Source organism: Curtobacterium sp. MCSS17_016, from assembly GCF_003234255.2.
GTDB lineage: Bacteria > Actinomycetota > Actinomycetes > Actinomycetales > Microbacteriaceae > Curtobacterium > Curtobacterium flaccumfaciens.
Genome location: NZ_CP126254.1, coordinates 3738495 through 3762715 on the forward strand (window position 1 = coordinate 3738495; position 24221 = coordinate 3762715).

The window sequence follows — 24221 nt, forward strand, 5'->3', positions numbered from 1 at the left end:
TGCTGTAGATCATGTGACGTTCCGGTTACAGTCGGGCCATGCCCGACTCCGCGACGCCGTCAGAACTCGGTCTCCGTGACCGCAAGCGCATCGAGACCCGCAACCGCATCGCCGAGGCGGCTCGGTCCCTGGCCCTCGAGCAGGGCGTCGACGGCACCACGATCGAGCAGGTCGCCGCACGGGCCGACGTCTCCCCGCGGACGTTCTTCAACTACTTCGAGAGCAAGGAGGACGCGGTCCTCGGGCACACCGAGCTCGACCTCGAACCCGCCACCCTCGAGGCGCACCTGGCGGCCGTCGCGGGGGAGCCGGCGGCGCAGGCCGTCGTGGACCTGGCGTTCCTGGTGTTCGGGTCGTCGTTCGGCGACGAGCACGAGCGCCTCGAGCGCAAGGCCGTCATCGTGCGGTTCCCGCAGCTGATGCGTCGGCAGGTCACGCGGATGACCACGGTCGCCGAGGCGATGACCGGCGCGGTGCGCACGATCCTCGAGCGCGACCCGGCCTGGGGGCCGGAGGCGGCGACCCCGCAGGCGGCGGAGATGCTGCTCGGCATGTGCATGACGGGGCTCCGCAGTGCCGCTCGGCACGAGGGCTCCGACCCGGAGCAGGTGCGTGCGGCGGTGGTCGCGTCGATCCGCGACACGGCTGCGCGCATCGCCGCGGCCTGAGACGTACCCACGAACGGACGGGAGGTGGGCCCCACCAGCTGGCACCGCGCCTCCCGTCCGTTCGTGGGGACGTCGAGAACGGTCAGGGCTTCGTGATGAAGCCCTCCTTCACCATCCAGTCGAAGGCGACGTCGGCCGGCTCACGCCCCTCGACGTCGACCTGGCGGTTGAGCTCCTGCAGCACGGCGTCCGTGAGCTTCGGCGAGATCTGGTCGTAGATCCCCTCGAGCTGCGGGTACTCCTTCAGCGTCTCCGAGTCGATGACGGGCGCGACGTTGTACGCCGGGAAGAAGCCCTTGTCGTCTTCGAGCACCGTCAGCCCGAGCGACTTGATGCGGCCGTCGGTGGTGAAGACCTCGCCGAAGTTGCACTTGCCACGGTCGGTGGCCGTGTAGACCGTGCCGGTGTCGAGGATGCTGACGTTGCTGCTCGGCACCCCGTTCGACCCCGAACCGCCGAGCTCCAGACCGTACTTCTTGAGCATCGGCTTGAAGCCGTCGGCACGGGAGTTGAACTCCGACTCCACGCAGAACGTTCGCTGGTCGACCGGCAGCTTGGTGATGTCGGAGAGCGTCTTGACGTCCCCGAGCTCCTTGACGGCCTCGTTGCGGACGGCGAACGCGTAGGTGTTGTTCATCGGCGCCGGTTCGAGCCAGGTCAGCCCGTTGCCGGCGTCCTCCTTCTTCACGGCCGTCCACTGCTCGGTCTTGTCCGGGATCCCCTTCGTGTGACCCATGAAGGTCAGCCAGGCGGTGCCGGTGTACTCGTACGTGAAGTCGGCCGCGTGCGAGGTCATCAGCTCACGGACCGCGACGCTGCCGGGCACGTTCGTCTCGTCGGTGACGTCGAACCCGGCGGCCTTGGCGGCGAGCACGGCGATCTTGCCGAGCACGAGCTGCTCGGTGAAGTTCTTCGACGTCACGGTGATGTGGGCACCGGCCGGCAGGTCGTCGATGCGCTGGATGGAGCCGGCGCCGGCCTCGGGCACGAACGAGGTGGCGGGCTGCAGGCCGCACCCGGTCAGGACGAGGGCGGTGGCACCGGCGACGAACGCGGCGGCTCCGACCCGGGTGCGGGTGCGGCGGGTGCGGCGGGTCATCGGAGTCCCTTCGGTCGTGCGACCGTCTCGACCACGCGGCCGAGCCAGTCGATGGAGAGGGCGAGCAGGGCGACGAGCAGGGCCCCGGCGACGAGCACCTTCGGCAGGAACAGCGTCACGCCCGTGGTGATGAGCAGACCGAGTCCGCCCGCACCGACGAAGGTCGCCAGGCTCGCCGTGCCGACGAGCAGCACGAGGGCGGTCCGGATGCCCGAGAGCATCACGGGCACCGCGAGCGGCAGTTCGACGCGCATCAGCACGCTGAAGGCGCTCATCCCCATGCCGCGACCGGCCTCGACCAGGCGGTCGTCGACGCTCTGCACGCCGATCATGGTGTTCCGGAGCACCGGCAGGATCGCGTAGAGCACGAGCGCGATGACGGCGGACGAGCTGTTCAGGCCGAGCCAGGCGGCGAGCAACACGATGAGGCCGACGGCCGGGGCCGCCTGCCCGAAGTTCGCGACGGCGAGCACGTACGGGCTCGCCCGGCGCAGCGGCCCGCGGGTGAGCACGACGCCCAGCGGGATGCCGATCACGAGCACCAGGACCGTCGACTGCAGGGTCAGCACGAGGTGCTGGCCGGTCAGGGCCAGGATGTCCGCCGGGTTGAGCGTCGTGCGCTCCGTCGGGGTCAGGTCCGCCGTCGCGAGCCACACCGCGAAGCCGGCCAGGACGACCAGGATCGCGATCGGCTGGAACAGCAGGCCCTTCCACGAGGTGCTCGCACCGGTGGCGGGGCCGGCAGTGGCGACTGCGCTCACAGGTCTTCTCCGGTGGGCATGGCCGACACCGGTGACGACGGCATGGTCTCGATCGGGTTCGTGTTCGTGCCGACCGGCGTGTAGGCCTGGTCGCCTGCGGCGGTCGCGCGGGAGCGGGTGATCGCCTCCATCACGGTCTCGACGGTGATGACCCCGCGGAACGCGTCACGACGACCGGTGACGAGCGCGGCGCCGGCGCTCGATACGAGCATGGTGTCGAGCGCGTCGTTGAGGGTCGCGGCCTCGCCCACGACGGGCAGGCCGGGCTCGACGCCGTCGGGGATGCGGTCGAGACGCTCGAGCTGGCGGTGCGACGGCCACCCGATCGGGCGCTGGCGGTGGTCCACCACGACGGCGTGCTGGTGCCCGCCGGCCTCGTTCATCCGCTGCAGCACGGCCTTGACCTCTTCGCCGGGCGAGCACGTCACGGCCGACTCGACCTCGACGTCGCGCACGCGGTTCAGCGTGAGCTGCTTCAGGCCCGCACCGGAGCCGATGAAGTTCTCGACGAACTCGTTCGCCGGCTCGGCCAGGATCCGCTCCGGGGTGTCGTACTGCACGATGTGCGCACCCTCGGTGAAGATGACGATCCAGTCGCCGAGCTTCACGGCCTCGTCGAAGTCGTGCGTGACGATGACGATCGTCTTGTGCAGTTCCTCCTGGATGCGCAGGAGCTCGTCCTGCAGGCGCTGGCGGGTGATCGGGTCGACCGCACCGAACGGCTCGTCCATGAGCAGGACGGGCGGGTCCGCCGCGAGCGCACGGGCCACGCCGACGCGCTGCTGCTGGCCACCGGAGAGTTCGCGGGGGAACCGGTCGCGGTAGGTGTCGGGATCGAGCGAGACCAGGTCGAGCAGCTCGTCGACCCGCGCCGCGATCTTCTCCTTCGACCAGCCGAGCATCTTCGGCACGATCGCGATGTTCGCCGCGACCGTCATGTGCGGGAAGAGCCCGCCGGCCTGGATCACGTAACCCATGCGGCGGCGGAGCTCGTCGCCGTCGATGCCCGTGACGTCGTCGTCGCCGACGACGATCCGCCCCTGGGTGGGCTCGATCAGACGGTTGATCATCTTGAGGGTCGTCGTCTTGCCGCAGCCGGACGGGCCGACGAGCATGACGATCTTGCCGGCCGGGATCTCGAGCGTGATGCCGTCGACGGCGGGCTTCGACTGCCCGGGGTACCGCTTGGTGACCTCGTCGAGCAGGATGCTGCGCCCGGTGACGTCCCCGTCGGGCGCGGTGGTGGTGGCGGAGTCAGTGCTGGACACGGATACCTCTCGAGATGGTCAGGCGGCCGAGGCCGATGAGGAGCAGGTCGAGGACCAGGGCGAGCAGGACGACGCCGACCACCCCGACCACGACGGAGAACAGGGCGTTGGCGCCGCCGAGGCGGGACAGCCCGGAGAAGATGAAGCCGCCGAGCCCGGGGCCGAGCGCGTACGCGGCGATGGCGGCGATGCCCATCACCATCTGCGCGGCAACGCGGACACCGCTCAGGATGATCGGCCACGCCATCGGCAGCTCGACCTGCAGCAGGGTGCGGAACCGGCTCATGCCGATGCCACGCGCCGACTCGACGACGGCAGGCGGGATCTCGGCGAGACCGACGACCGCGTTGCGCAGGATCGGCAGCGCGGCGAAGAAGACGACCGTCACGACCGACGGCAGGACGCCGAAGCCGAGCGGGACGATGAGCAGGCCGATGACGGCGAACGACGGCAGGGTGAGGCCGATGGCCGACACCCCGTTCGCGAACGCGGTCAGGCGCGGGCTGCGGTAGACGAGTGTGGCGAGCACCACGGCGATGACCGTGGCGAGGACGACGCACTGGACGACCAGTGAGAAGTGCTGCCACGATGCGAACCAGATCTGGTTCCATCGCTCCACGACGTACTGGAACACGGGTGGGCGCTCCCCTTCCGGTCGGCTGAACTGCCCACAGATCGGGGCACGAGCTCGGCCAAAGCTACGCAGCAGCTGGACCGGTTGTACAACGCAACCCGACCGATACGACGGTTTCCCTTGCAGTTGCGAGGATGACAACCCCTGATCAGCAGGGGTTCACCAGGGCGAGCCTGGGAGAACGGTAACGATCGGTCTGCGTGCTCGGCTATGCGCCCAGGCCGCGCAACCCCGCTCGCTCAGCGATGTCGACGAGCTGCTCGCGCCACCGGACCCATTCCTCCGGGGACTTGTCGGCCAGGTTGCCGTCACCGTCCCCGGCCAGGCCGTCGAGCATCTCGCGCACGATGTCGGCGTGACCCGCGTGCCGAGCGGTCTCGTACGCCATGTGCACCAGGATCCGGTGCAGGGTGACGTCCCGGTGCCCCTCCGGCCACCACGGCACGGTCCCGGTGGCGGTGAGGTCGAGCGCCTCGATCGTGGCATCGGCGTGGGCGGCACTCCGGTGGTGGAAGGCCACGATGTCGGCCATGGTCTCGTCGAGCGAGGCGTACATGTCCTCGCCGTCCTCCGACTCGAGCCAGGCGGGCGGGTCCGGCAGCGGCCGCCCGAACACCTCGCCGAAGTAGCCGGCCTGCACCCCGGCGACGTGCTTCACGAGCCCGAGGACGTTCGTGCCCGTCGGTGTCACCGGCCAGCGGGCCTGCCGTTCCGCCAACCCGTCCAGCTTGGCCAGCAGGGCGGCACGGTGCTTCTGCAGGTACCGGTGCAGCGTCCGCTTCACCGCGGCGTCGGCGACCGTCGCGCCGTCGGGGTTCCGCGCTGCCCCTTCGTCCGACAGCAGGGCGTTGCCGCTCGCCGCCGGGGTGCTGGTGCTCGCGGGGTGCACCTCGGGGACCGCTTCGACGTCGCTCATGCCCCCGATCGTGCCACCCGGAGCTCCTCCAGGCGCGCCGACTCCTGCACGGCGACCCGTTCGGCCGTCAGCAGCAGCCCGGCGACCTCGGCACCGGTGCGTGCCGGGGCGTCGTTCCAGCTCGTCAGGTCACGCACCCGCCCCATCCGGATGTCCGGCGCGGGGCACCACAGCACGGGCTCGCCCTCGTCGCGGGCGAGGGCGTGCCACACGACGTCGAGCGCGTGCTGCACCCGGGGCGCGTGGACCGCGTGCGGCCCGCCGGCGGCAGACACGACCGCGCCGACCAGGCAGGCACCGACGAGCGGCCGGCCCTGCACGTCCATCGCGGCGGCGCTGGAGGCCTTGCGCTCGCGGCCGTGCTCGTCGAGGTAGGCGAACCAGGCGTGCTGGACCCACCCGCGTTCGACGACCGCGCGGGCATCGGAGAGCAGGTGGACGAGTTCGCCGAGTTCGCGCACCCGGTCGTCGACCCGTCGCGCGCGGGCGGCGGCGCGGCGGTCCGACAGACGGTCGAGCAGGCCGCGGAGACCGGGTCGGACGGGAGCGGGGGAGGCGTCGGTGGCGACGTCGTGCTGGACGCGGAGCTCGAGGGTCATGGTGGCCCCTCCGATCGGCTGTGCACGGATGGTGCGGTCACGATAGCCCCGCGGGGACTCAGTCGTCCAGCACCGCGTCGATGCTCCGTCGCGCGACGCTCCGGAAGGCGCGTTCGTCTGCGGTCGCCAGCGCGGACGCGAGCGCGACCACCCACCCACGTGCGCGCAGCCAGGTGGCATCCGGCGCCGCGACGCGCGCCCGGAACGCCCGACGCCCCGGCCAGTCCAGCGTCAGCCAGGCGGTGGCGAGGTCGACGGCCGGGTCGCCCGCGGTGACGTCCCCGAAGTCGATCACGGCCGACAGGCGGTCGGCTCCGTCCGACGAGTCGACGAGCAGGTTGAAGGGGTGCAGGTCGCCGTGCACCCAGACGGGAGGCCCGGTGTGCGCGGGCGCGGCCGCTGCGGTCCGCCACAGCGTGGCCAGCTCTCCGGCCCGGTGCACGCCGTGCTCGTCGAGTCGCGCCAGCACGGCGTCGCTCCGCGACGCGAGCGGCACCGCACGGAACGGGTTCGCCGGGGCATCGTGCGGGGCCGGGACGTGCAGGAGCCCGACGAACGCGGCGAGCGCCTCGGCGACGGGGACCCCGGCCGCCCGTTCGCCGATCGCCGTGCCGGGTAGCCACGGCACGATGCTCCACGACCACGGGTACCCGAGGGCGGGGCGTCCGGTGCGCACCGGGGCCGGCACCGGGACGACCGATCCGACCCGGGCGGCGATGTCCGGCAACCAGCGCTGTTCGTGTTCGACGAGCCGTGCGGCCAGCTCCCGACGGGGGACCCGGACGGCCAGGTCGTCGCCCAGACGCAGCACGACGTTGTCCCAGCCGTTCGCGACGACCTCGAGCGGGAGCCCGGCCAGGTCGGGGTGCTGGTCGCGCAGCAGGGACCGGACGAGCGGGACGTCGACGTCGACCTCGGCAGCGGGTGTGGGCACCGCGTCAGGCTAGTGGGCCGCCGGACACATGCCCGCGAACTGGGGCCGGTGGCGCGACCCCCTTCTCGCTAGTCTCAGAGGCGAGGTGACGTGGGTGTTTCCCTGGGGGGACCCGCGTCACTCCGGAGCGATGAGCGCGACGAGCCGCGGGATCTCCGGACGCAGCCGTTCGGTGACGAACGCGTCCAGCAGGACCGTCCAGAGTTCCCGCAGGCCTGCGAACAGGTCGGCCCGACGGGTCATCACGTCCGAGACGGTCTGCACGCCGGTGTAGGCACGGACGACGACCCGGCCGACCAGGTCTGGGTCCCACCGCGGGTCGATCTCGCCCACCTCGACGGCCTGCCGCGCGAACCCGGCGACCACCGTGGTCCAGTCGGTGTACGGGTCCTGCCGGGCGACGTCGCTCGCGGCCACGTCGGTCGACAGGCGCACCCCGGCGCTCACGACGACCTCGGACGTCATCTGGACCGCGAGCCCCTGGCACAGCCACATGATCGACTCGAGCGGGGTGGTGCCCCGCGCCACCGCGGCCTCGCCGTAGCGGCGCGAGATCGCGTGCTGCTCGGCGACGACGGCCCCGGCCATGTCGGCCTTCGACGTGAAGTGGAAGTACAGCGCACCCTTGGTCATCCCGATGCGTTCGGCGATGCCGTCCATCGAGGCACCGACGTACCCGCGTTCGTCGAACTCCGCGGCCGCGCCCTCGATGATCGCCGTGCGGGTCGCGAGCGACCGCTGCTGCCGGGTCGGTCGGTCCTGCGCCATGGGGTCCGATCGTAGTCAGCGCACGCTGCCGCCGGGGTCCACTGGCCGCATTCGGCAGGCGTTCGGCCGGGTGCCCTACGGTCGGTCGCCATGGACGGATGGCGGAACCCTGCGCGCTGGGCACGGACGGGTCGGTGGCTGCTGCTGCCGATCGCGGTGCTCGACTGGGTCGCGCTCGCGCCGCAGACCATCGTGGTGCTCGCGTTCCTGATCGCCGTCGTCGGGCTCGCCGGCATGGGTGCGGCCCTCGTGGTGCACATGCTCCGCCGGTCCCGTGGGGCGATGGCCGGCCTCGGGGTCGTCCTGCTGCTCGGTGGCCTCGTCGTGTTCGGCCTCGACCCGTTCCCCGGCTCCTTCCCGCTCATCCAGTCGTGGTGGCCGGAATCGATCACGCAGCCGCAGCACGTCGGCAGCGCGTACTGGCAGCTCGCCGGCCTGGGCATCGAGCTCGCCGGGTTCGCCCTGCTCGCCACGCTGCTCGTGGTCTCGCTGACCGGCACTCCGCGCCCGCGGCCGGACCGCTTCCGCTCCTGACGCGCGCGGCACGATCAGCTGGCGCGGCACGACCGGATGGCGCAGCACGCACGCTCAGTGCCGCGTGAGCACCACCAGCGTGACGTCGACCACGGCATCCGTGGGGACGGCCGTGCGCACCCGTTCGACCACGGTGGCCCCGTCCGGAGCCGAGCGCACCAGCGCAGCGAGGTCGTCCAGGTGCCGGAGCCCGTCCAGCGACAGGACGCCCTGGGTGCAGATCGCCAGCCGGTCCCCGGGGTCCAGGTCGAGCGCGCCGGGCGACCGTGGGATCGACTCCGGTTGCAGCCCGAGCGGCAGGTCGAGCGGGTGCAGGACGCGAGCCGGACCGTCGGCGGGGACGAGCACGGCGAGGCCGTGGCCGGCGTCGCCGAAGTCGACGTGACCCGACGTCGGGTCGAGCCGCAGGTGGAACAGCGAGCCGACGGCGTCCGCAGCCGACAGGTCGGCGGTGACCTGCGCCTCCAGGCCGACGATCGCGTCCGACATGTCGGTGCCGGTCCGTGCCGCCACGGCACCGCGGACCGCCGCGGCGAGCAGGCCGGACGCCGGGCCGGCCGCGCTCACCCGGCCGACGGTGACGTGCAGGGCAGAGTCCGGTGCGACGCGCCAGTCGGCGACGTCACCCCCGCCGTCGTCGTGCTGGGCCACCAGGACGTCGAGGTCGTACCCCGGCACCGCGACCGGGTCCGGTACCAGGCCGTCGAGCACCCGACGGACCCGCCCGCGGTCGATGGCGACGCCGAGCTCGCGCTCCGCCCGCCGGGCCAGGTCACCCAGCAGGGCGACGTCGTCCGGCGAGAACGTGCGCGGAACAGCGTCCATCAGGCACAGCGTGCCCACCCGGGTGCCGTCGACCATGGTCAACGGTGCGCCCGCGTAGAACCGGATGCCGTGCTCCGCAACCGCTGCCGTGTGCGCGAACCGGGCGTCGAGGGACGCGTCCGGGATCACCATCGGTTCGCGGGTGAGCACCGTCGACGCGCAGAACTGCTCGCTGGCGGGGACACTCGACCCCTGGTGCCAGCCGAAGGTCGACTGCGTGGTGACGAGGTCGTGGTGGACGAGGTTGAGGAAGGTCAACGGGACGTCGAACGCCTCGTGGGCCATGCGGGTGATGCGGTCGAAGCGCTCCTCGGGTCCTGATCCCAAGATTGCGAGCGCCTCGATCACCGCGGTGCGCCTGTGCGCACCGTCGAGATGGTTGGTCACCCGGCCTGTCTACCCCCATCGTCCGTCAGGAACCAGTCCCGTGGGTGGGGGTCAGCCGTCAGCTCGCGGCGCTCGGACACCGGGGCGGCCCAGGCGGCGGCGTTCGACAGCACGCGCTGGATGTCCGGGTGGTGGTAGACGGGGTACTCCTGGTCGCCGGGCGAGAAGTAGAAGACCTTGCCGAGCCCCCGGCGGTACGCGACGCCGGAGCGGAAGACCTCGCCTCCCGCGAAGGTCGACAGGAACACCTCTTCGTCGGGGCGCGGGATGTCGAAGTACTCGCCGTACATCTCCTGCCGGTCGATGACGATCGGGTGCGGGACCCCGGCGGCGATCGGGTGCTCGGGCGCGACGGTCCAGACGAGTTCGCGCTCGCCGTCGTTCCGCCACTTCAGCGAGCAGGTCGTGCCCATCAGGCGCTTGAACGGCTTGGAGTAGTGGCCGGAGTGCAGCACCACCAGGCCCATGCCGGCGTGCACGGCATCGACGACCAGGTCGACGACGGCGTCGCTCACCTCGTCGTGGGCGGCGTGGCCCCACCAGAACAGCACGTCCGTGGTGGCCAGTCGTTCGGCGGTGATGCCGTGGTCGGGTTCCTGCAGGGTGGCGGTGGAGACGTCGGCCCCCGGCTGCAGCTGCCGGAGCGCCTCGGCGATCACGGTGTGCATGCCGTCGGGGTAGTGCCCGATGACCGTCGCGTCACCGCGGGTCTCGTGCACGTTCTCGTTCCAGACGACGATGTTCAGGGGACGGTTCTCGGTCGACGGCGACATGCAGGCAACGCTACCCGTGCTCGGTTAGCGCATCCACTGGCGTTTTCTGATCGTTTGGCCTACCTTCAGATCACATTCGCGCAGGACGGCAGCGCCAGGGGGCGCCGATCACCGTCCGCGCCGAGGACAGGGGCTCGTCCGATGCAGCACCGCACCATCACCACCGTCGCACTCGCGGCGGCACTCGTACTCGCCGTACCGACCACCGCGTGGGCGTCGTCGCCCACCGGCCACCACCCGTCACGGACCGCGACCACCTCGACCGTGACCTACACGGCGAGCGACGCGGTCATCCCGAACCCCTCGCGCGGGTTCGACCACACCACCGAGACGCACTACCGCGCCGACGGCACCGGGTACACACCACTCGACGCCGCGACGCTCCGCGGCTACCGGGCCGAGGGCGTCACGCAGGTCGTCCGGGTGTTCTACATGGAGGCGTTCGTCCAGCAGCGGCAGCTCAGCCCGGCATGGCTCGCGCTCGTGCAGCACGACTACGACACCGCGCGTGCCGCCGGTGTGGGCGTGATCACACGGTTCGCGTACGTGCAGGGTGGCTCGTACCCGTACTCCGCGCCCTACGGTGACGCCGACCTGCCGACCGTGCTCGCGCACATCGAGCAGCTCACCCCGACGCTCCGCCGGAACGCCGACGTCATCCCGACCCTGCAGGGGGGATTCATCGGGCTCTGGGGCGAGGGCTACTACACCGACCACTTCGCCAGTGACCCGGCGAACCCGGGTGTGCTGACCGAGGCCGACAAGGACGCCCGACGACAGGTCCTGCAGGCCGAACTCGCCGCTCTGCCGTCCAGCCGCTCGGTCCAGGTCCGCACGATGCAGATGAAGCAGGACGCACTCCGCACGCCGTCCGGCACGGCCGGGGCGCTCACCCCGGCGCAGGCGCACGACGGGTCGGCAGCGTCGCGCATCGGGCACCACAACGACTGCTTCCTCGCCTCGCCGGACGACTTCGGCACGTTCCTGAGCAACCCGCTGTCGCTCGACCAGGACTACCTGGCGGCGGAGTCGCGGTACGTCCCCGTCGGTGGTGAGACCTGCGCCGTGAACGCGCCGCGGTCCGAGTACCCGTCCGCCTCGGCCGAGATGGCGAAGTACCACTACAGCTACCTCAACCTCGACTACAACAAGGACGTCCTGGCGACCTGGGGTGCAGACGGCATGACCGACGCCGCGAAGAAGCTCGGCTACCGCTTCACGATGACGTCGAGCACCGCCACCTCTGGCGCGAAGCCGTCGGTGGCGGTGTCGATCCGGAACGACGGCTGGGCGGCGCCGTACAACAGCCGCCCGGTGCAGCTCGTCCTGACCGACGGCGATCGCCAGGTGACCGTGCCCGTGACCGCCGACGCGTCGTCCTGGCAGCCGGGACGGACCGTGACCGTCCGGGCGTCGCTGGCCGACGTGCCGAACGGGCGCTGGGACGTCGCCCTCGCCCTGCCGGCACCCGAACGCTCGGTGGCAGCGAACCCGGCCTTCGCGATCCAGACGGCGAACACCGGCACGTGGGACGAGAGCACGGGTGTGAACCGCCTCGGCCAGACGGTGGTCGTGCGGCACTGAGCGGACCCGCAGCGCGCCCCGGGTCGGACGATCCGGGGCGCCCTGCTGTCTGTCAACCGGGTCCGCCACGATGGTGGCCATGACCCCACGCTCCCTGTTCCGCGCCGCCGCGGTGGCCGAAGTCGTGACCTGGACCCTGCTGATCATCGGGATGATCCTGAAGTACGGCCTGGACGCCGGTGACTGGGGTGTCCGCATCGGCGGTGGCGTGCACGGCTTCGTGTTCCTGGCGTACCTGGTGGTCACGACGGTCGTCGCGGTGAACCAGCGGTGGTCGTTCGGGGCGCTCGTGCTCGGCTGGGCCAGTGCCGTCGTGCCGTACGCCACGGTGCCGTTCGAGGTCACGGTCGCCCGCCGCGGCATGCTCGAGGGCTCCTGGCGCCGCTCGCCGGACGCCCACTCGGGTTTCTGGGACCGCCTGCTGTTCTTCGTGGTGCGTCGGCCCGCCGTGGCCGCGGGCATCGGGGTCGTGGCCGTCGCCCTGGTCTTCACCGGGCTGCTCGCCGCCGGCCCGCCCGTGCCGTCCCGCGGCTGACGCCCCGCGCCTGATCAACGAGATCGCGACCACGGACGGACGGGAGGCCCGGTGCCAGCTGGCACCGGGCCTCCCGTCCGTCGGCTGGTCGCTGCTAGAGCGCTGCCAGCGCCGCGTTCAACGTGGCGGACGGACGCATGACCGCGCTCGTCTTGGCGTCGTCGGGACGGTAGTAGCCGCCGATGTCGGCCGGGTGACCCTGCACCGAGACGAGCTCGTCGACGATGGTGTGCTCCTGCTCACCGAGCTTCGCCGCGAGGTCCGCGAACGACGCCGCGAGCTCGGTGTCCTGGGTCTGCGCCGCGAGTTCCTCGGCCCAGTACTTCGCCAGGTAGAAGTGGCTGCCGCGGTTGTCGATCGAGCCGAGCTTCCGACCCGGGGACTTGTCCTGCTCCAGGAACGTCCCGGTGGCACGGTCGAGGGTCTCGCCCAGGATCTTCGCCCGCTCGTTGCCCGTCACACCGGCGAGGTGCTCGAGGCTGACCGCCAGTGCGAGGAACTCGCCCAGGCTGTCCCAGCGCAGGTAGTTCTGCTGCACGAGCTGCTGCACGTGCTTCGGGGCGGAACCACCGGCACCGGTCTCGAACAGGCCGCCACCGCCCAGCAGCGGGACGACGGAGAGCATCTTCGCCGAGGTGCCGAGCTCCATGATCGGGAACAGGTCGGTCAGGTAGTCGCGCAGGACGTTGCCGGTGACCGAGATGGTGTCCTCGCCGCGGCGGATGCGCTCGAGCGAGAAGCGCATGGCGTCCTCGGGCGCGAGGATCTCGATCTGCAGGCCCTCGGTGTCGTGCTCGCCGAGGTACTGGCGAACGAGCCCGATGAGGTTCGCGTCGTGCGCGCGGGTCTCGTCGAGCCAGAACACGGCCGGCGTCGCGGAGGCACGGGCGCGGGTGACGGCGAGCTTCACCCAGTCGCGGATGGCGACCTCCTTGGTCTGGCAGGCGCGCCAGATGTCGCCGGGCTCGACGTCGTGCTCGATGACGACGTCGCCCGAGGCGGTCGTGACGCGGACCACACCGGCGCCGGGGAGCTCGAACGTCTTGTCGTGCGAGCCGTACTCCTCGGCCTTCTGCGCCATCAGGCCGACGTTGGGCACGGAGCCCATCGTCGACGGGTCGAAGGCGCCGTGGGCGCGGCAATCGTCGAGCACGGCCTGGTAGATGCCGGCGTAGCTCGAGTCGGGGATGACGGCGAGGGTGTCGTGCTCGTCGCCGTCCGGGCCCCACATGTGGCCCGAGGTGCGGATCATCGCCGGCATCGAGGCGTCGACGATGACGTCGCTCGGCACGTGCAGGTTCGTGATGCCCTTGTCCGAGTCGACCATGGCGAGCTCGGGGCCGTCGGCGATGCCCTGCTTGAAGGCACGCTCGATCTCGGCGCCGTTCGGCAGCGCACCGAGGCCGGCGAGGATCGAGCCGAGGCCGTCGTTCGGGGTCAGGCCCGCGGCGGCGAGGTCGGCGCCGTAGCGCTCGAACACCGACGGGAAGAACGCCTTGATGACGTGCCCGAAGATGATCGGGTCCGAGATCTTCATCATCGTGGCCTTGAGGTGCACGGAGAACAGGACGTCCTCGGCCGCGGCGCGCTCGATCTGCTTCCGCAGGAACGACTCGAGTGCGGCCACGTGCAGCACGGTGCCGTCCACGACCTCGCCCTGCAGGACGGGGATCGACTGCTTGAGGACCTGCTCGCTGCCGTCCTCGGCCACGAAGGTGATCGTCAGGACGTCGTCGGCGGGGGCGATCCAGGACTTCTCGTTCGAGCGGAAGTCGTCGACGCCCATGGTGGTGACGTTCGTCTTCGAGTCACGCGACCAGGCGCCCATGCGGTGCGGGTGCTTGCGGGCGTAGTTCTTGACCGACAGGGGTGCGCGGCGGTCGGAGTTGCCCTCGCGCAGCACCGGGTTGACGGCACTGCCCTGGACACGGCCGTAGCGGGCACGGACGTCGCGCTGCTCGTCGGTCGTGGCCTCGTCCGGGTAGTCGGGAAGGTCGTAGCCCTGCGCCTGCAGTTCCTTGATCGCGACCTTGAGCTGGGGGATCGACGCCGAGATGTTCGGCAGCTTGATGATGTTCGCCTCGGGGGTCTTCGCCAGGTCGCCGAGCTCGGCGAGGGCGTCGTCCAGGCGCTGCTCGTCGGTGAGCCGCTCCGGGAACTGGGCGATGATCCGGCCGGCGAGCGAGATGTCGCGGGTCTCGACGTCGACACCCGCGGTGCCGGCGAAGGCCTGGATGACCGGGAGGAAGGAGTGGGTGGCGAGGAACGGCGCCTCGTCCGTGAGGGTGTAGATGATCTTGGCCATGCTGGCGGGTACTCCCTTGTTCGACCGTCGGTACGTCCACGGTACTCGTGGCGCAGGATGTCTCGACATCAAGATACATGGCCCCCGCTTCCGCGCGGCAGATGCTCGGCCGACACCCTGGAGGCGCACTGTCGACACATAGGAACGGTGCGTGGACTGGTCTTCCGCAGCACCAGAGCGAGGGAGAGCGCGCATGACCACCACACGGCAGACCCCGGACGACTTCGGCTGGACCGCGGAGGACCTGCGGTCCGCCTACGCCTCGGACGGCAGCGGGCCCTACCGGTACGCGCCGGACGGCTCCGGCCCGTTCTCGTACGACCCCGACGGCTCCGGTCCCTGGCTCGTCGGCCCCGAACCCCGACGGAGCACGAAGCGGTTCGCACCGCGTCAGCGTGGCAGCCGGTCGCGGTTGCGGCGGATCGGGACGGCCTGCACCGCCGGGGCGCTGGCGCTCGTGCTCGCCGTCGGCAGTGTCTCCGTCGTCGCGCACGCCGCTCCTCCACACCCGTCGGTGCAGGCGAGCGCCGTGCAGGGCTCCGGACCCGACGGAGCCTGAGCCTCAGTCGCCGATCGAGACGCGGAACACCCGGACGCCGGCGGCACGGAGCCCGGCGAGCCCGAGCCGCATGCGCAGCGGCCGGAAGGGCCGGCGGAACCCGGACGAAGCCGACGCGGCATCGATCTGGTGCAGGACCTCGGACGTCAGGGTGCGCTCGAGCTTCGGCGCGAGCCGGGTCACCCCGGACACCGTGACGACGATGCGGACAGCGTGCGGCGCGAGCATCGGAGCGATGAGCTCGGCAGCCGCCTGCGCCCGGTGGAACGCGGGGTCGTCACCGGGGCGACGGATCGCGATGACGGCCAACGCCGCGTCCCACGTCTCCTCGGGGTCCGGCAGGTCGTCGACCCCGATGACCCGCATCCGCGCGGCGTCGATCCCGGCGCGCACGGCCGCGGCCCGGAGCACGGGCAGGAGTTCCTGGGTACCGGCCAGCACGACGTCGGCCGACGCCAGGTCGACCGTGCCGTACCGCTCACGCGGCGATCGGGCCATGGTGCGGGTCCTTCCGTCGCTTTCCCCTGACCGTACCGATGCGGAGGCCCCGGGGGACGCTTCCGCCCGCGGTGATCAGGGGCCTCCCAGCGCACTCGGTAACGAAAAGATCACGAAAGGGCCTGTACAAAGCGACAGAGTCGTGCAGAATGGTGGGCGGCCATGACGACTGCACCCGAACTCGACCAGCACCCGGAGACCCCGGTGGTGCACCTGTCCCGTCGCGCCGCCCTCGAGGCCGAGCGCGCAGCAGCCCGCGGACCGCAGCGTCGCAGCAAGACGGCGCCGGTCGCGAAGGCCGCCAAGCCCGAGAAGCCGGCCAAGGCAGCGAAGGTCGCCAAGCCGGCGAAGGCCGCGAAGCCGGCCAAGGCGCCGAAGGCCGCGAAGGTCGCCAAGCCCGTGCAGGCCGTCGTCCTCGCGACCGCGTCCTCGGCCACCGAGCCGGCCGGCCGCCGCTCCGCAGCCGCACGCGCCACCACCGAGCACGTCGACGACCGCATCCAGCGCGTCGTCCGTCGCCCCGCACCCAAGGTGACCCGCGTCGCCAGCGCACCCCGGGCCTCCCGGTCGGCCCGCGCCGGACGCATCACGCTCACCAGCGCCGCGGCCGCCATCGCGATGTTCGCCGCCTCGGCGATGCCCGCCCACGCGAGCGCCGGCACCTCGATGGCCACCTCGACCATCGCACCGATCGTGCGCACGCAGGACTACGCCGTGACCCAGGCGGTCACGGCCGCCGGGTTCGACCGTGACGGCTTCACCGTCGGCGGCGGCTCGACCGTCACCACGAAGACTGCTGGTTCCGCCGACTCCGCGGCGACCGCCGGAGGCGCCGTGTCGTTCGGCGGCGCGGTCCGCTCGCCGTTCCCCGGCCCGGTGCAGATGAGCTCCGGCTTCGGGTACCGCTCGGCACCGTGCGGAGCGTGCTCGTCGCTGCACCAGGGCCTCGACTTCACCCCGGGCATGGGCACGCCGATCGGCGCCGTCGCCGCGGGCAAGGTCCGGGTCTCGGGCACCTACTTCTCGTACGGCAACGCGGTCATCATCGACCACGTGGTCGACGGCCGTCAGGTCTCCACGCTCTACGGCCACATGATCCCCGGCTCCTCGCCGCTCAAGGTCGGCGACACCGTCGCGGCCGGGCAGTTCATCGGGCTCGTCGGGTCGTCCGGCGTCTCGACCGGTGCCCACCTGCACCTCGAGGTCCTGATGGACGGCGTCACGCCGATCGACCCGAAGGCGTGGCTCGAAGCCCGCATCGGTCGCTCGCTCACGCTGTAGCGACCGCGCCCCCCACCGACCGCTCCCCGTCGCGAGGCCGGATCCACAGCCGCTGTCGAGCGGCAGCACGGTGATGTCCCAGTCGGCCTGTGCAGACTCACAGGCATGGACGATCCCCACAGACCGCCCGCCCGTCGTCGATCCGAGGCGGCTGCCCGCTGATGGGCGCCGACACCTGGATCGCCTTCGGGCTCGTCATCCTCTTCGTGCTCGTCGGCGGGGTCTTCGCGGCCGCCGAGATCGCACTCGTCTCCCTCCGCGAATCCCAGCTGCAGCAGCTCGAACGCCGCGGACCACGCGGGATGCGGGTCGCCGAGCTCGGCCGTGACCCGAACCGGTTCCTGTCCGCCGTGCAGATCGGCGTGACCGTCGCCGGGTTCTTCTCCGCCGCGTACGGTGCGTCCTCGATCGCACCCGACGTCGCGCCGCTGTTCCAGGGGCTCGGCCTCGAGCAGGGCACGGCCGAAGCCGTCGCGCTCGTGCTGATGACCCTCGTCATCGCGTACCTGTCGCTCGTGTTCGGCGAGCTCGTGCCGAAGCGCCTCGCCCTGCAGCGCGCCGAGGGCTTCTCGATGGCCGCCGCGCCGACCCTGGAGCGCTTCGCGGTGCTCATGCGGCCGGTGATCTGGCTGCTCTCGAAGTCCACCGACACCGTCGTGCGACTGCTCGGTGGCGACCCGGACGCCCGCAGCGAGTCGATGAGCACCGAGGAGCTCCGCGGTCTGGTCGACGAGCACACCGGCGTCGACGAGCAGGGACGCCGGATCGCCCGCAGCGCCCTGGACGCCGGTGACCGCACCCTGCGCGAGTCGATGCGCCCCTGGTACGACGTGTCGACACTGGACGCCGGCCTCTCCGTCGCCGAGGCCACCGACCAGGCCATCGCAGCCGGGCACACCCGGTACCTCGTGACCTCTGGCGGGCGCGACGAGGTCCAGGGCTTCGTGCACCTCCGTGACCTGCTGCGTCCGGTCGACCCCGCGGCCCCGGTCGCCATGCTCGTCCGGCCGGTGCTCGCCCTGCCCGAGACGAAGTCGCTGTCGAGTGCGATCGCGGACATGCGCACCGACGGCCACCAGATCGCCCTGGTGGTCGACGAGTACGGCGGCAGCGCCGGCATGGTCACGCTCGAGGCGCTGCTCGAGGACCTCGTCGGCCGTATCCGCGACGAGTGGGACTCCAGCGAGTACGACGAGTCCGTGCTGGCGCACGACGGCGTCGACGGCGCCACGGTGCTCGAGGACCTGGCTGCGGACGGCGGTCCCGTCCTGCCGGACGGCGACTACGAGACCGTGGGTGGGCTCGTGCAGGTGCAGCTGGACCGCGTGCCCGAGGTCGGTGACGTCGTCCTGGCCGGCGGACACCGCCTCGAGGTGACCGCCATGGACGGTCACCGCGTCGCGCGCGTGCGCATCGGAACCGACGCCGCGCCCTGACCGCGGCCCCACAGCGGTCGGGAGGCCCGTGGCGCAGGCGGTCGCAACACCCCGCGGGACGCCGGCGAGCGGTCACAGGCCGTCGTCTACGGCGCCACCAGCCGACCGGTCGCGACCACCCGGCGGGCGGCACGCGACGTGTCGCGACCGGTCGGGCACGGCCGGTCACGCAACGGAACCCGACCAGACGGCGGACGGGAGGCGCGTGGCGGGGCCGCCCCGCGCCTCCCGTCCGCTCCGGGCGGTCGCAACACCCCGCCAGACGCCGACGAGCGGTCACAGGCCGTCGCCTGCGGCGCCACCAGCCGACAGGTTGCGACGGGACGGCGCACGGCACGCGACGTGTCGTGACCAGTCAGCGACGGCCGGCGGCCCCGCCGCGGCCCTCCCGCCTGCCGGACGCACGGCCCGGGCACGTACGCTCTCCCCATGGGTATCGACGTGCGCAACGAGATCCGCGACTTCCTGTCCTCCAGACGGGCGCGGCTCACCCCCGAGCAGGTCGGCATGCCGTCGTTCGGCGGTGGGGTCCGACGCGTGCCCGGGCTGCGTCGGCACGAGGTCGCCATGCTCGCCGGCGTGAGCGTCGACTACTACACGCGGCTCGAGCGCGGCTCGCTCAAGGGCGTCTCGGACAGCGTGCTCGAGGGCCTGGCGAGCGCCCTGCAGCTCGACGAGGACGAGCGTGCGCACTTGTGGGACCTCACGCGCCTGGCGAACTCCGGCGCGAAGGTCATGCACCGGAACGTGCCGACCCGCGTGCGCCCCGGCGTGCAGCGGCTGCTCGACGCCATCACCGGCGCACCGGCCTGGGTGCGGAACGAGCGCGGGGACGTCGTCGCGACGAACGAACTCGGCCGTGCGCTCTACGCTCCGCTCTTCGCGGGCCCCGGACGCCCGGTGAACACCGCTCGCTTCACCTTCCTCGACCCGGCCGCCCGCGACTTCTTCCCCGACTGGGCGCAGACCGCGAAGGACGCCGTGGCCGTGCTCCGGACCGCCGCGGTGTCGAACCCCTGCGAGCCGGGGCTCATCACGCTCGTCGGTGAGCTCTCCACCCGGAGCGAGGAGTTCCGCGGCTGGTGGGCCGCCCACGACGTCCGGATGCAGCGCACCGGCAAGAAGCGCATCGACCACCCGATCGTGGGGGAGCTGCGGCTGTCCTACGAGGCGCTCGACCTGGTCGCCGACCCCGGCCTGACGCTGTTCTCGTACTCGGCCGAACCGGGCAGCGAGTCCGAGCGGTCGCTCGCGCTGCTCGGCAGCTGGGCCGCGACGGAGCGGGCAGAGCAGTACGCGGCCCTGCGCGAGTCGGAGTCCGAGTCCGAGTCGGTCGACTGACCCGGCCCGCCGACGGGCAGGTGCGTCAGCGCCGTGGTCGGAACGTCAGGCCTGGGGCGGCACGTCGCCGTCGAACAGCTCCGGCGAGCGCATCCGCTCGATGCGCAGCTGCCGCTCCGTCGCCGACAACCGCAGCACACGGATCGCGGCGAACACGAGCACGATGAGGGCGACGGCCAGCACGGCGAGCGCCAGCACGAACAGGGCGTAGAGGACGACGACGAATCCGAGACCACTGTCTGCGAGCATCCGTCGAACATAGCAGCGCGGGTTCGTAGGGTGGGGACGTGACGAGGACCAAGGACGGCTCAGCCGGGGACGCGGACCACCGGCAGCACCGCCGGCCCGAACCCGCGTTCGCCCGCGCGGTCGCGAAGGCACTCGGCGACGCCCGGACCGTCCTCGACATCGGTGCCGGTTCCCCTTCGTACGCGCCGACCGACCGCGATGTGACCGCCGTGGAGCCCGCCGGAGACCTGCCCTTCGCCGACGACATCTTCGACGCCGCGATGACGACCTTCTCGCTGCACGAGTGGGACGACCTCGAACGCGGGCTCGCCGAGGTGCGTCGCGTGACCCGGGGCCCGATCGTGGTGCTGACGTTCGACCCCGACCGCATCGAGCGCTCCTGGCTCGCCGAGTACGCGCCCGAGGTGCTGGCGGCCGACGCCCGTCGCCACCCCGCACTGCCGCGGATCGCCGACGCACTGGGCGACGACACCGTGACGAGCACCCCGTTGCCGATCCCGTTCACGTGCGTCGACGGGTTCGCCGAGGCGTACTACGCCCGCCCCGAGCGACTGCTCGACCCCGGCGTGCGCCAGGCGGACCCGACGTGGGGCCTGGTCGACGAGTTCACCGTCCGGCGGTCGGTGGCAGCGCTCCGGACCGCGCTGGAGTCGGGGGAGTGGGACCGGCGGCACGGGTCGTTGCGGATCCGCCCGACGCACGAGGGCTCGGTCGTCCTGGTCACGGCGACCCCGAACCGACCGCGGGCGGACCGGGCCGGGGTTGACACCCGGTCGTAGGCTGGTCGGGTGAGCTTCCAGGAGGTGGTCGGCGCCCGTATCGCCGGCATCAGGGCGTGAGGCCCTCGGTCGTGCCCTCGGGTGCGGCCGCCCTCGTCGAACCCTGACCTCCTCCGCCCGGTGCGGTGTGCGTCTGCACGCCCCGGGCCCGCACGAAAGCGATCACCCATGCTCCCCATCGTGGAGAAGACCCTCCGCACGTCCTTCGTCAACGCCTCGCGGAAAGAGGTGTCCGACCTCACGCTGCCCGCCGGCTTCGAGACGCTCGACTGGGACGCGCTCGACTACCTCGGCTGGCGCGACCCGAAGATCGGGCGGCGTGCGTACGCCGTCGTGCCGACCCTGGACGGCGACCTGATCGGCATCCTGTTCCGGCAGGCCGAGGCATCGCCCCGCTCCCGTGCCCAGTGCTCGTGGTGCCAGGACGTCAAACTGCCGAACGACGTCGCGTTCTACAGCGCGAAACGGTCCGGGCCGGCCGGTCGGAACGGCAACACCGTCGGCACCCTGGTGTGCCAGGACTTCCAGTGCTCGCGGAACGTCCGGAAGCTGCCGCCGCCCGCCTACGAGGGGTACGACGTCGAGGCAGCGCGCCTCCGGCGCATCGAGGACCTGCAGGTCCGGGCCGCGTCCTTCGCCGCCGAGGTCTGAGACGCCGGCGTCCTCGAAGGACGCCGCCGAGTCAGCGAGACGCCGCCGGATTCGGAGGCGTCTCGCGCTGACGCCGGCGTCTCGCGTCCGCAAACGCGACTGACGACGGACGGGAGGCCCGGTGCCAGCTGGCGCCGGGCCTCCAGGCCGTCATCCGGTCGCGTCTACCGACCGATGGTCGACATGTCGGGGTAGCGGTCACCGGTCGGGACCGGCAGCGCCGACAGGCGTGACAGCTGGTCCGCGGTGAGGGTCAGGTCGGCTGCGCCGACGTTCTCCTCGAGGCGGGAGACCCGCTTCGTGCCGGGGATCGGGACGATGTCGTCGCCCTGGGCGAGCAGCCAGGCGAGCGACACCTGCGCCGGGGTGGCGCCGGCCTCGGTGGCGATCTCCTTGACCGCGTCGACGATGCGCATGTTCTGCTCGAACGCCTCCTGCTGGAAGCGCGGGTTCGCCAGGCGGAAGTCGTCGGAGTCCAGGTCGGACGGCTTCGTGATGGCACCCGTCAGGAACCCGCGGCCGAGCGGCGAGTACGGCACCAGGCCGATGCCGAGCTCGCGCAGGGTGTCGAGCACGTCGCCCTCGGGGTCCCGCGTCCACAGCGAGTACTCGCTCTGCAGCGCGGTGATCGGGTGGACGGCGTGGGCCTTGCGGATGGTCTCGGCACCGGCCTCGGACAGTCCGATGTGCCGGATCTTGCCCTCCTGCACGAAGCCGGCGAGCTGGCCGATGACGTCCTCGATCGGGACGGCCGGGTCGACGCGGTGCTGGTAGTAGAGGTCGATGTGGTCCGTGCCGAGGCGCCGGAGTGAGCCCTCGAGCGCCTCGCGCACGGACTCTGGCTTGCTGGAGATCCCGCGCTGCTGCGTCGGCGTCTCTTCACCGGCCTCGTGGTGGTACAGGCCGAACTTGGTCGCGATGACGACGTCGTCGCGGCGGCCCTCGAGCGCGCGGCGCAGGAGTTCCTCGTTCGTGTAGGGGCCGTACGCCTCGGCGGTGTCGAACAGGGTGACGCCGAGGTCGATCGCGCGGTGGATGGTGCGGATCGACTCGTCATCGTCGGTGCCGGCGCCCGTGTAGAAGGCGCTCATGCCCATGGTTCCGAGGCCGATCGGTCCGACCTCGAGGTCTGCGAGCTTGCGTGTCTGCATGCTGCAGGTCTACTCCCGGTCCCCCTGACGGCGGGAGGCACTGGCTGTACCCGCCTCCGCACCGCTACGCTGCGAGGGACGGGGCAGACGCCCCGGGCTCGGGGGAGTGTCATGGTCATCATCTGGATCGTCATCGCCGTGGTCGTCGTGCTCGGCGCCCTGCTCGTCGTGCTCGAGGTGCAGAACCGCCGTCGGCGGCGGGCGCTCGCGGACCTCGAGGACTTCTCCGACCCCACCGCCGGGTCACGTGCCATGGTCGAGGCCGACGCCGCTCGATCGACGGCCGAAGGGGTGTCGAGGACCGCGCACCCGGGTGGCAGCGCCTCCAGCGGGATGTTCTCCGGCTGACCCACCCGGCCGCTCGGGCGGTTGTCGGAAGCAGCGGGTCCGCGGTGACCAGGGCTACCGGCGCTTCGTGAGGTTCCTCCAAGGTGCTCGCACGATTGCTCCGCGCACTGGTGTGATCAATCCGTGAACCTGTACTTCCGACTGTTCCTGCTGCAGCTGCGCACCCGCCTGCGCGCTCGGGTCGGTGGACGCCGCCGGGCGTCGCTCTGGGACGAGGTCCGGACGCCGTTCCGGGTCGCTCCCACCGACCTCGACCCGCTGCGCCACGTCAACAACGGCAAGTACCTGTCGATGCTCGACCTTGGTCGGCTCGACCTGATGCTCCGCTCCGGGTACTGGGGCGCGCTGGCCGAGCACGGCTGGTACCCCGTCGTCTCGGCGCAGACGATCACGTACAAGCGGTCGTTGACGCTCGGGCAGCGGTTCGAGCTCCGCACCCACGTGCTCGGGGTCGACGACCGTGCCGTGTACCTGGAGCAGACGTTCGTGCGACAGGGCGCCGTGATGGCCCGCGCCGTGGTGCAGGCCCGGTTCCTGCGGCGTTCCGGCGGGACGGTGCCGACCGCGGACCTGCTCGAGGCGGCGGGTGGCGCGGACCGCGACCTGACCGTGCCCGACTGGGTGCACGACTGGGCGAGTGCGACCCGGATCAGCAGCAGCGCGGCCTGACCCGAGCGGCCGGCCGGTCCTACGATGACCGCATGGACATCGTCGACCTGGTGCTGCCGGACGTCGCCGCGTGGCGCGCCTGGCTCGACGACCACGAGCACGAACCCGACGGCGTGTGGCTCGTCCTCGCCAAGAAGGGCGTCACCGAGCCGACGACGCTGACCTACGACACCGCCCTCGACGAGGCGCTCTGCTCCGGGTGGATCGACGGGCAGCGGCGCGGGCGCGACCACTCCACCTACCGCCAGCGGTTCACCCCGCGCCGGAAGGCCTCGCTGTGGTCGCAGCGGAACCTCGGCCTGGTCGCGGCACTCATCGCCGAGGGGCGGATGCGGGAGCGCGGGCACGCCGAGATCGAGCGCGCCAAGGGCGACGGCCGGTGGGACCGCGCCTACGCCGGCTCGGCAACGGCCACGGTGCCCGAGGACCTGCAGGCCGCGCTCGACGCCGCCCCCGCAGCCGCCGCGCTGTTCGCCGAGCTCGACGCCACCAACCGGTACGCCGTGCTGCACCGCATCACCACCGCCCCGAACGCCACGGTGCGGACGAACCGGCTCACCAAGCTCGTCGGCGGGCTCGAACGCGGCGAGACCCCGTACCCGCGGCCCACCCGTCCGTAGACCCTGCGAACCCGGAAAGCGGTCGGGGGACACCGACTCAGGGACCGGC

At 71.8% G+C, this 24221-nt stretch carries 27 protein-coding genes; 13 read left to right on the top strand and 14 right to left on the bottom strand.

Features of this window, described 5'->3' with window-relative positions; translation table 11 throughout:
- Positions 1-38 precede the first annotated feature (38 nt).
- Positions 39-668: a TetR/AcrR family transcriptional regulator gene (locus DEJ19_RS17630; RefSeq protein WP_110865306.1), complete on the top strand. Its 630-nt coding sequence runs from the start codon at positions 39-41 to the stop codon at positions 666-668.
- Positions 669-750: 82 nt separating this feature from the next.
- Here the strand turns inward: DEJ19_RS17630 and DEJ19_RS17635 are convergent, their stop codons facing one another.
- The 8 genes from DEJ19_RS17635 to DEJ19_RS17670 all read right to left on the bottom strand — a co-directional run bounded on the left by DEJ19_RS17635 (position 751) and on the right by DEJ19_RS17670 (position 7647).
- Entirely contained in the window at positions 751-1767 is a 1017-nt protein-coding gene (locus DEJ19_RS17635; RefSeq protein ID WP_110865307.1) for a glycine betaine ABC transporter substrate-binding protein, read from the bottom strand.
- A complete protein-coding gene (locus DEJ19_RS17640; protein ID WP_110865308.1) occupies positions 1764-2528 on the bottom strand; it encodes an ABC transporter permease in 765 nt (254 codons plus the stop codon). The genes DEJ19_RS17635 and DEJ19_RS17640 overlap by 4 nt, the downstream gene beginning before the upstream one ends.
- Positions 2525-3796 carry an ABC transporter ATP-binding protein gene (locus DEJ19_RS17645; protein WP_111232590.1) on the bottom strand — a complete coding sequence of 424 codons (1272 nt, stop codon included), beginning with the start codon at positions 3794-3796 and terminating at the stop codon, positions 2525-2527. Before DEJ19_RS17645 ends, DEJ19_RS17640 begins: the two co-directional genes overlap by 4 nt.
- Complete coding sequence (locus DEJ19_RS17650) at positions 3783-4430, bottom strand: ABC transporter permease (protein WP_071245638.1); 648 nt, start codon at positions 4428-4430, stop codon at positions 3783-3785. Before DEJ19_RS17650 ends, DEJ19_RS17645 begins: the two co-directional genes overlap by 14 nt.
- Positions 4431-4638: 208 nt before the next feature.
- Complete coding sequence (locus DEJ19_RS17655) at positions 4639-5346, bottom strand: DinB family protein (RefSeq protein ID WP_111232589.1); 708 nt, start codon at positions 5344-5346, stop codon at positions 4639-4641.
- The gene (locus DEJ19_RS17660) at positions 5343-5945 is read right to left on the bottom strand and encodes a DUF6197 family protein (protein WP_110865310.1); all 603 of its coding nucleotides are present in this window, start codon (positions 5943-5945) and stop codon (positions 5343-5345) included. The genes DEJ19_RS17655 and DEJ19_RS17660 overlap by 4 nt, the downstream gene beginning before the upstream one ends.
- A 58-nt stretch (positions 5946-6003) precedes the next feature.
- Positions 6004-6879, bottom strand: coding sequence for an aminoglycoside phosphotransferase family protein (locus DEJ19_RS17665; protein WP_111232588.1), 876 nt, complete (start codon positions 6877-6879; stop codon positions 6004-6006).
- A gap of 117 nt (positions 6880-6996) precedes the next feature.
- Positions 6997-7647, bottom strand: a complete 651-nt coding sequence (locus DEJ19_RS17670; protein ID WP_111032168.1) for a ScbR family autoregulator-binding transcription factor — start codon at positions 7645-7647, stop codon at positions 6997-6999.
- 90 nt (positions 7648-7737) lie between these two features.
- On the opposite strand from DEJ19_RS17670, the gene DEJ19_RS17675 reads away from it, so the two are divergent.
- Positions 7738-8181: a disulfide bond formation protein B gene (locus tag DEJ19_RS17675; protein WP_110865313.1), complete on the top strand. Its 444-nt coding sequence runs from the start codon at positions 7738-7740 to the stop codon at positions 8179-8181.
- 54 nt (positions 8182-8235) lie between these two features.
- On the opposite strand, the gene DEJ19_RS17680 is transcribed toward DEJ19_RS17675, so the two are convergent.
- Together DEJ19_RS17680 and DEJ19_RS17685 are read right to left on the bottom strand one after the other, a co-directional pair.
- Positions 8236-9393, bottom strand: a complete 1158-nt coding sequence (locus tag DEJ19_RS17680; protein ID WP_111232587.1) for a GAF domain-containing protein — start codon at positions 9391-9393, stop codon at positions 8236-8238.
- Positions 9390-10166 carry a ThuA domain-containing protein gene (locus DEJ19_RS17685; protein ID WP_258370454.1) on the bottom strand — a complete coding sequence of 259 codons (777 nt, stop codon included), beginning with the start codon at positions 10164-10166 and terminating at the stop codon, positions 9390-9392. The genes DEJ19_RS17680 and DEJ19_RS17685 overlap by 4 nt, the downstream gene beginning before the upstream one ends.
- Positions 10167-10307: 141 nt before the next feature.
- On the opposite strand from DEJ19_RS17685, the gene DEJ19_RS17690 reads away from it, so the two are divergent.
- Both DEJ19_RS17690 and DEJ19_RS17695 read left to right on the top strand, forming a co-directional pair.
- Positions 10308-11750: a DUF4832 domain-containing protein gene (locus DEJ19_RS17690; protein ID WP_111232586.1), complete on the top strand. Its 1443-nt coding sequence runs from the start codon at positions 10308-10310 to the stop codon at positions 11748-11750.
- A 79-nt stretch (positions 11751-11829) separates the two neighbouring features.
- Positions 11830-12285: a DUF3817 domain-containing protein gene (locus DEJ19_RS17695; RefSeq protein ID WP_111232692.1), complete on the top strand. Its 456-nt coding sequence runs from the start codon at positions 11830-11832 to the stop codon at positions 12283-12285.
- Positions 12286-12379: 94 nt separating this feature from the next.
- On the opposite strand, the gene DEJ19_RS17700 is transcribed toward DEJ19_RS17695, so the two are convergent.
- Positions 12380-14590 carry an NADP-dependent isocitrate dehydrogenase gene (locus DEJ19_RS17700; protein WP_284176576.1) on the bottom strand — a complete coding sequence of 737 codons (2211 nt, stop codon included), beginning with the start codon at positions 14588-14590 and terminating at the stop codon, positions 12380-12382.
- A 193-nt stretch (positions 14591-14783) separates the two neighbouring features.
- Here DEJ19_RS17700 and DEJ19_RS17705 point away from each other — a divergent pair, with 193 nt between their 5' ends.
- Positions 14784-15149: a hypothetical protein gene (locus DEJ19_RS17705; protein WP_110865318.1), complete on the top strand. Its 366-nt coding sequence runs from the start codon at positions 14784-14786 to the stop codon at positions 15147-15149.
- 3 nt (positions 15150-15152) lie between these two features.
- Here the strand turns inward: DEJ19_RS17705 and DEJ19_RS17710 are convergent, their stop codons facing one another.
- Positions 15153-15647: a hypothetical protein gene (locus DEJ19_RS17710; protein ID WP_071406257.1), complete on the bottom strand. Its 495-nt coding sequence runs from the start codon at positions 15645-15647 to the stop codon at positions 15153-15155.
- Between the two features lie 162 nt (positions 15648-15809).
- On the opposite strand from DEJ19_RS17710, the gene DEJ19_RS17715 reads away from it, so the two are divergent.
- The 3 genes from DEJ19_RS17715 to DEJ19_RS17725 all read left to right on the top strand — a co-directional run bounded on the left by DEJ19_RS17715 (position 15810) and on the right by DEJ19_RS17725 (position 19705).
- On the top strand, positions 15810-16928 hold the full coding sequence (locus DEJ19_RS17715) for a M23 family metallopeptidase (RefSeq protein ID WP_110865319.1): 1119 nt from the start codon (positions 15810-15812) through the stop codon (positions 16926-16928).
- Between the two features lie 161 nt (positions 16929-17089).
- Positions 17090-18364, top strand: coding sequence for a hemolysin family protein (locus DEJ19_RS17720; RefSeq protein WP_111232585.1), 1275 nt, complete (start codon positions 17090-17092; stop codon positions 18362-18364).
- Between the two features lie 429 nt (positions 18365-18793).
- Positions 18794-19705 carry a helix-turn-helix transcriptional regulator gene (locus tag DEJ19_RS17725; protein WP_071406260.1) on the top strand — a complete coding sequence of 304 codons (912 nt, stop codon included), beginning with the start codon at positions 18794-18796 and terminating at the stop codon, positions 19703-19705.
- Positions 19706-19750: 45 nt separating this feature from the next.
- Here the strand turns inward: DEJ19_RS17725 and DEJ19_RS17730 are convergent, their stop codons facing one another.
- A complete protein-coding gene (locus DEJ19_RS17730; RefSeq protein WP_017887883.1) occupies positions 19751-19954 on the bottom strand; it encodes a hypothetical protein in 204 nt (67 codons plus the stop codon).
- Between the two features lie 38 nt (positions 19955-19992).
- Between DEJ19_RS17730 and DEJ19_RS17735 the strand changes: the two genes are divergently transcribed.
- Both DEJ19_RS17735 and DEJ19_RS17740 read left to right on the top strand, forming a co-directional pair.
- Complete coding sequence (locus tag DEJ19_RS17735) at positions 19993-20733, top strand: class I SAM-dependent methyltransferase (protein ID WP_111232584.1); 741 nt, start codon at positions 19993-19995, stop codon at positions 20731-20733.
- Positions 20734-20901: 168 nt separating this feature from the next.
- Positions 20902-21384 carry an FBP domain-containing protein gene (locus DEJ19_RS17740; RefSeq protein ID WP_110865322.1) on the top strand — a complete coding sequence of 161 codons (483 nt, stop codon included), beginning with the start codon at positions 20902-20904 and terminating at the stop codon, positions 21382-21384.
- 164 nt (positions 21385-21548) lie between these two features.
- Here the strand turns inward: DEJ19_RS17740 and DEJ19_RS17745 are convergent, their stop codons facing one another.
- On the bottom strand, positions 21549-22535 hold the full coding sequence (locus DEJ19_RS17745; protein ID WP_071248528.1) for an aldo/keto reductase: 987 nt from the start codon (positions 22533-22535) through the stop codon (positions 21549-21551).
- Between the two features lie 111 nt (positions 22536-22646).
- On the opposite strand from DEJ19_RS17745, the gene DEJ19_RS17750 reads away from it, so the two are divergent.
- From DEJ19_RS17750 to DEJ19_RS17760, 3 genes are all read left to right on the top strand, one after another.
- Entirely contained in the window at positions 22647-22883 is a 237-nt protein-coding gene (locus DEJ19_RS17750) for a hypothetical protein (RefSeq protein ID WP_110865324.1), read from the top strand.
- A 123-nt stretch (positions 22884-23006) separates the two neighbouring features.
- Positions 23007-23552, top strand: coding sequence for an acyl-CoA thioesterase (locus tag DEJ19_RS17755; RefSeq protein WP_111232583.1), 546 nt, complete (start codon positions 23007-23009; stop codon positions 23550-23552).
- A 32-nt stretch (positions 23553-23584) separates the two neighbouring features.
- The gene (locus DEJ19_RS17760) at positions 23585-24172 is read left to right on the top strand and encodes a YdeI/OmpD-associated family protein (RefSeq protein WP_111232582.1); all 588 of its coding nucleotides are present in this window, start codon (positions 23585-23587) and stop codon (positions 24170-24172) included.
- The last annotated feature ends 49 nt before the right edge of the window (positions 24173-24221 follow it).

Excerpts from the sequence above, each read along its gene's own strand:
- DEJ19_RS17725 (WP_071406260.1), top strand. The coding sequence starts at position 18,794 with ATGGGTATCGACGTGCGCAACGAGATCCGCGACTTCCTGTCCTCCAGA.
- DEJ19_RS17750 (WP_110865324.1), top strand. The coding sequence starts at position 22,647 with ATGGTCATCATCTGGATCGTCATCGCCGTGGTCGTCGTGCTCGGCGCC.
- DEJ19_RS17695 (WP_111232692.1), top strand. The coding sequence starts at position 11,830 with ATGACCCCACGCTCCCTGTTCCGCGCCGCCGCGGTGGCCGAAGTCGTG.
- DEJ19_RS17690 (WP_111232586.1), top strand. The coding sequence starts at position 10,308 with ATGCAGCACCGCACCATCACCACCGTCGCACTCGCGGCGGCACTCGTA.
- DEJ19_RS17720 (WP_111232585.1), top strand. The coding sequence starts at position 17,090 with ATGGGCGCCGACACCTGGATCGCCTTCGGGCTCGTCATCCTCTTCGTG.
- DEJ19_RS17635 (WP_110865307.1), bottom strand. The coding sequence starts at position 1,767 with ATGACCCGCCGCACCCGCCGCACCCGCACCCGGGTCGGAGCCGCCGCG.
- DEJ19_RS17715 (WP_110865319.1), top strand. The coding sequence starts at position 15,810 with ATGACGACTGCACCCGAACTCGACCAGCACCCGGAGACCCCGGTGGTG.
- DEJ19_RS17730 (WP_017887883.1), bottom strand. The coding sequence starts at position 19,954 with ATGCTCGCAGACAGTGGTCTCGGATTCGTCGTCGTCCTCTACGCCCTG.
- DEJ19_RS17710 (WP_071406257.1), bottom strand. The coding sequence starts at position 15,647 with ATGGCCCGATCGCCGCGTGAGCGGTACGGCACGGTCGACCTGGCGTCG.
- DEJ19_RS17700 (WP_284176576.1), bottom strand. The coding sequence starts at position 14,590 with ATGGCCAAGATCATCTACACCCTCACGGACGAGGCGCCGTTCCTCGCC.
- DEJ19_RS17670 (WP_111032168.1), bottom strand. The coding sequence starts at position 7,647 with ATGGCGCAGGACCGACCGACCCGGCAGCAGCGGTCGCTCGCGACCCGC.
- DEJ19_RS17740 (WP_110865322.1), top strand. The coding sequence starts at position 20,902 with ATGCTCCCCATCGTGGAGAAGACCCTCCGCACGTCCTTCGTCAACGCC.
- DEJ19_RS17705 (WP_110865318.1), top strand. The coding sequence starts at position 14,784 with ATGACCACCACACGGCAGACCCCGGACGACTTCGGCTGGACCGCGGAG.
- DEJ19_RS17745 (WP_071248528.1), bottom strand. The coding sequence starts at position 22,535 with ATGCAGACACGCAAGCTCGCAGACCTCGAGGTCGGACCGATCGGCCTC.
- DEJ19_RS17660 (WP_110865310.1), bottom strand. The coding sequence starts at position 5,945 with ATGACCCTCGAGCTCCGCGTCCAGCACGACGTCGCCACCGACGCCTCC.
- DEJ19_RS17655 (WP_111232589.1), bottom strand. The coding sequence starts at position 5,346 with ATGAGCGACGTCGAAGCGGTCCCCGAGGTGCACCCCGCGAGCACCAGC.
- DEJ19_RS17630 (WP_110865306.1), top strand. The coding sequence starts at position 39 with ATGCCCGACTCCGCGACGCCGTCAGAACTCGGTCTCCGTGACCGCAAG.
- DEJ19_RS17685 (WP_258370454.1), bottom strand. The coding sequence starts at position 10,166 with ATGTCGCCGTCGACCGAGAACCGTCCCCTGAACATCGTCGTCTGGAAC.
- DEJ19_RS17760 (WP_111232582.1), top strand. The coding sequence starts at position 23,585 with ATGGACATCGTCGACCTGGTGCTGCCGGACGTCGCCGCGTGGCGCGCC.
- DEJ19_RS17675 (WP_110865313.1), top strand. The coding sequence starts at position 7,738 with ATGGACGGATGGCGGAACCCTGCGCGCTGGGCACGGACGGGTCGGTGG.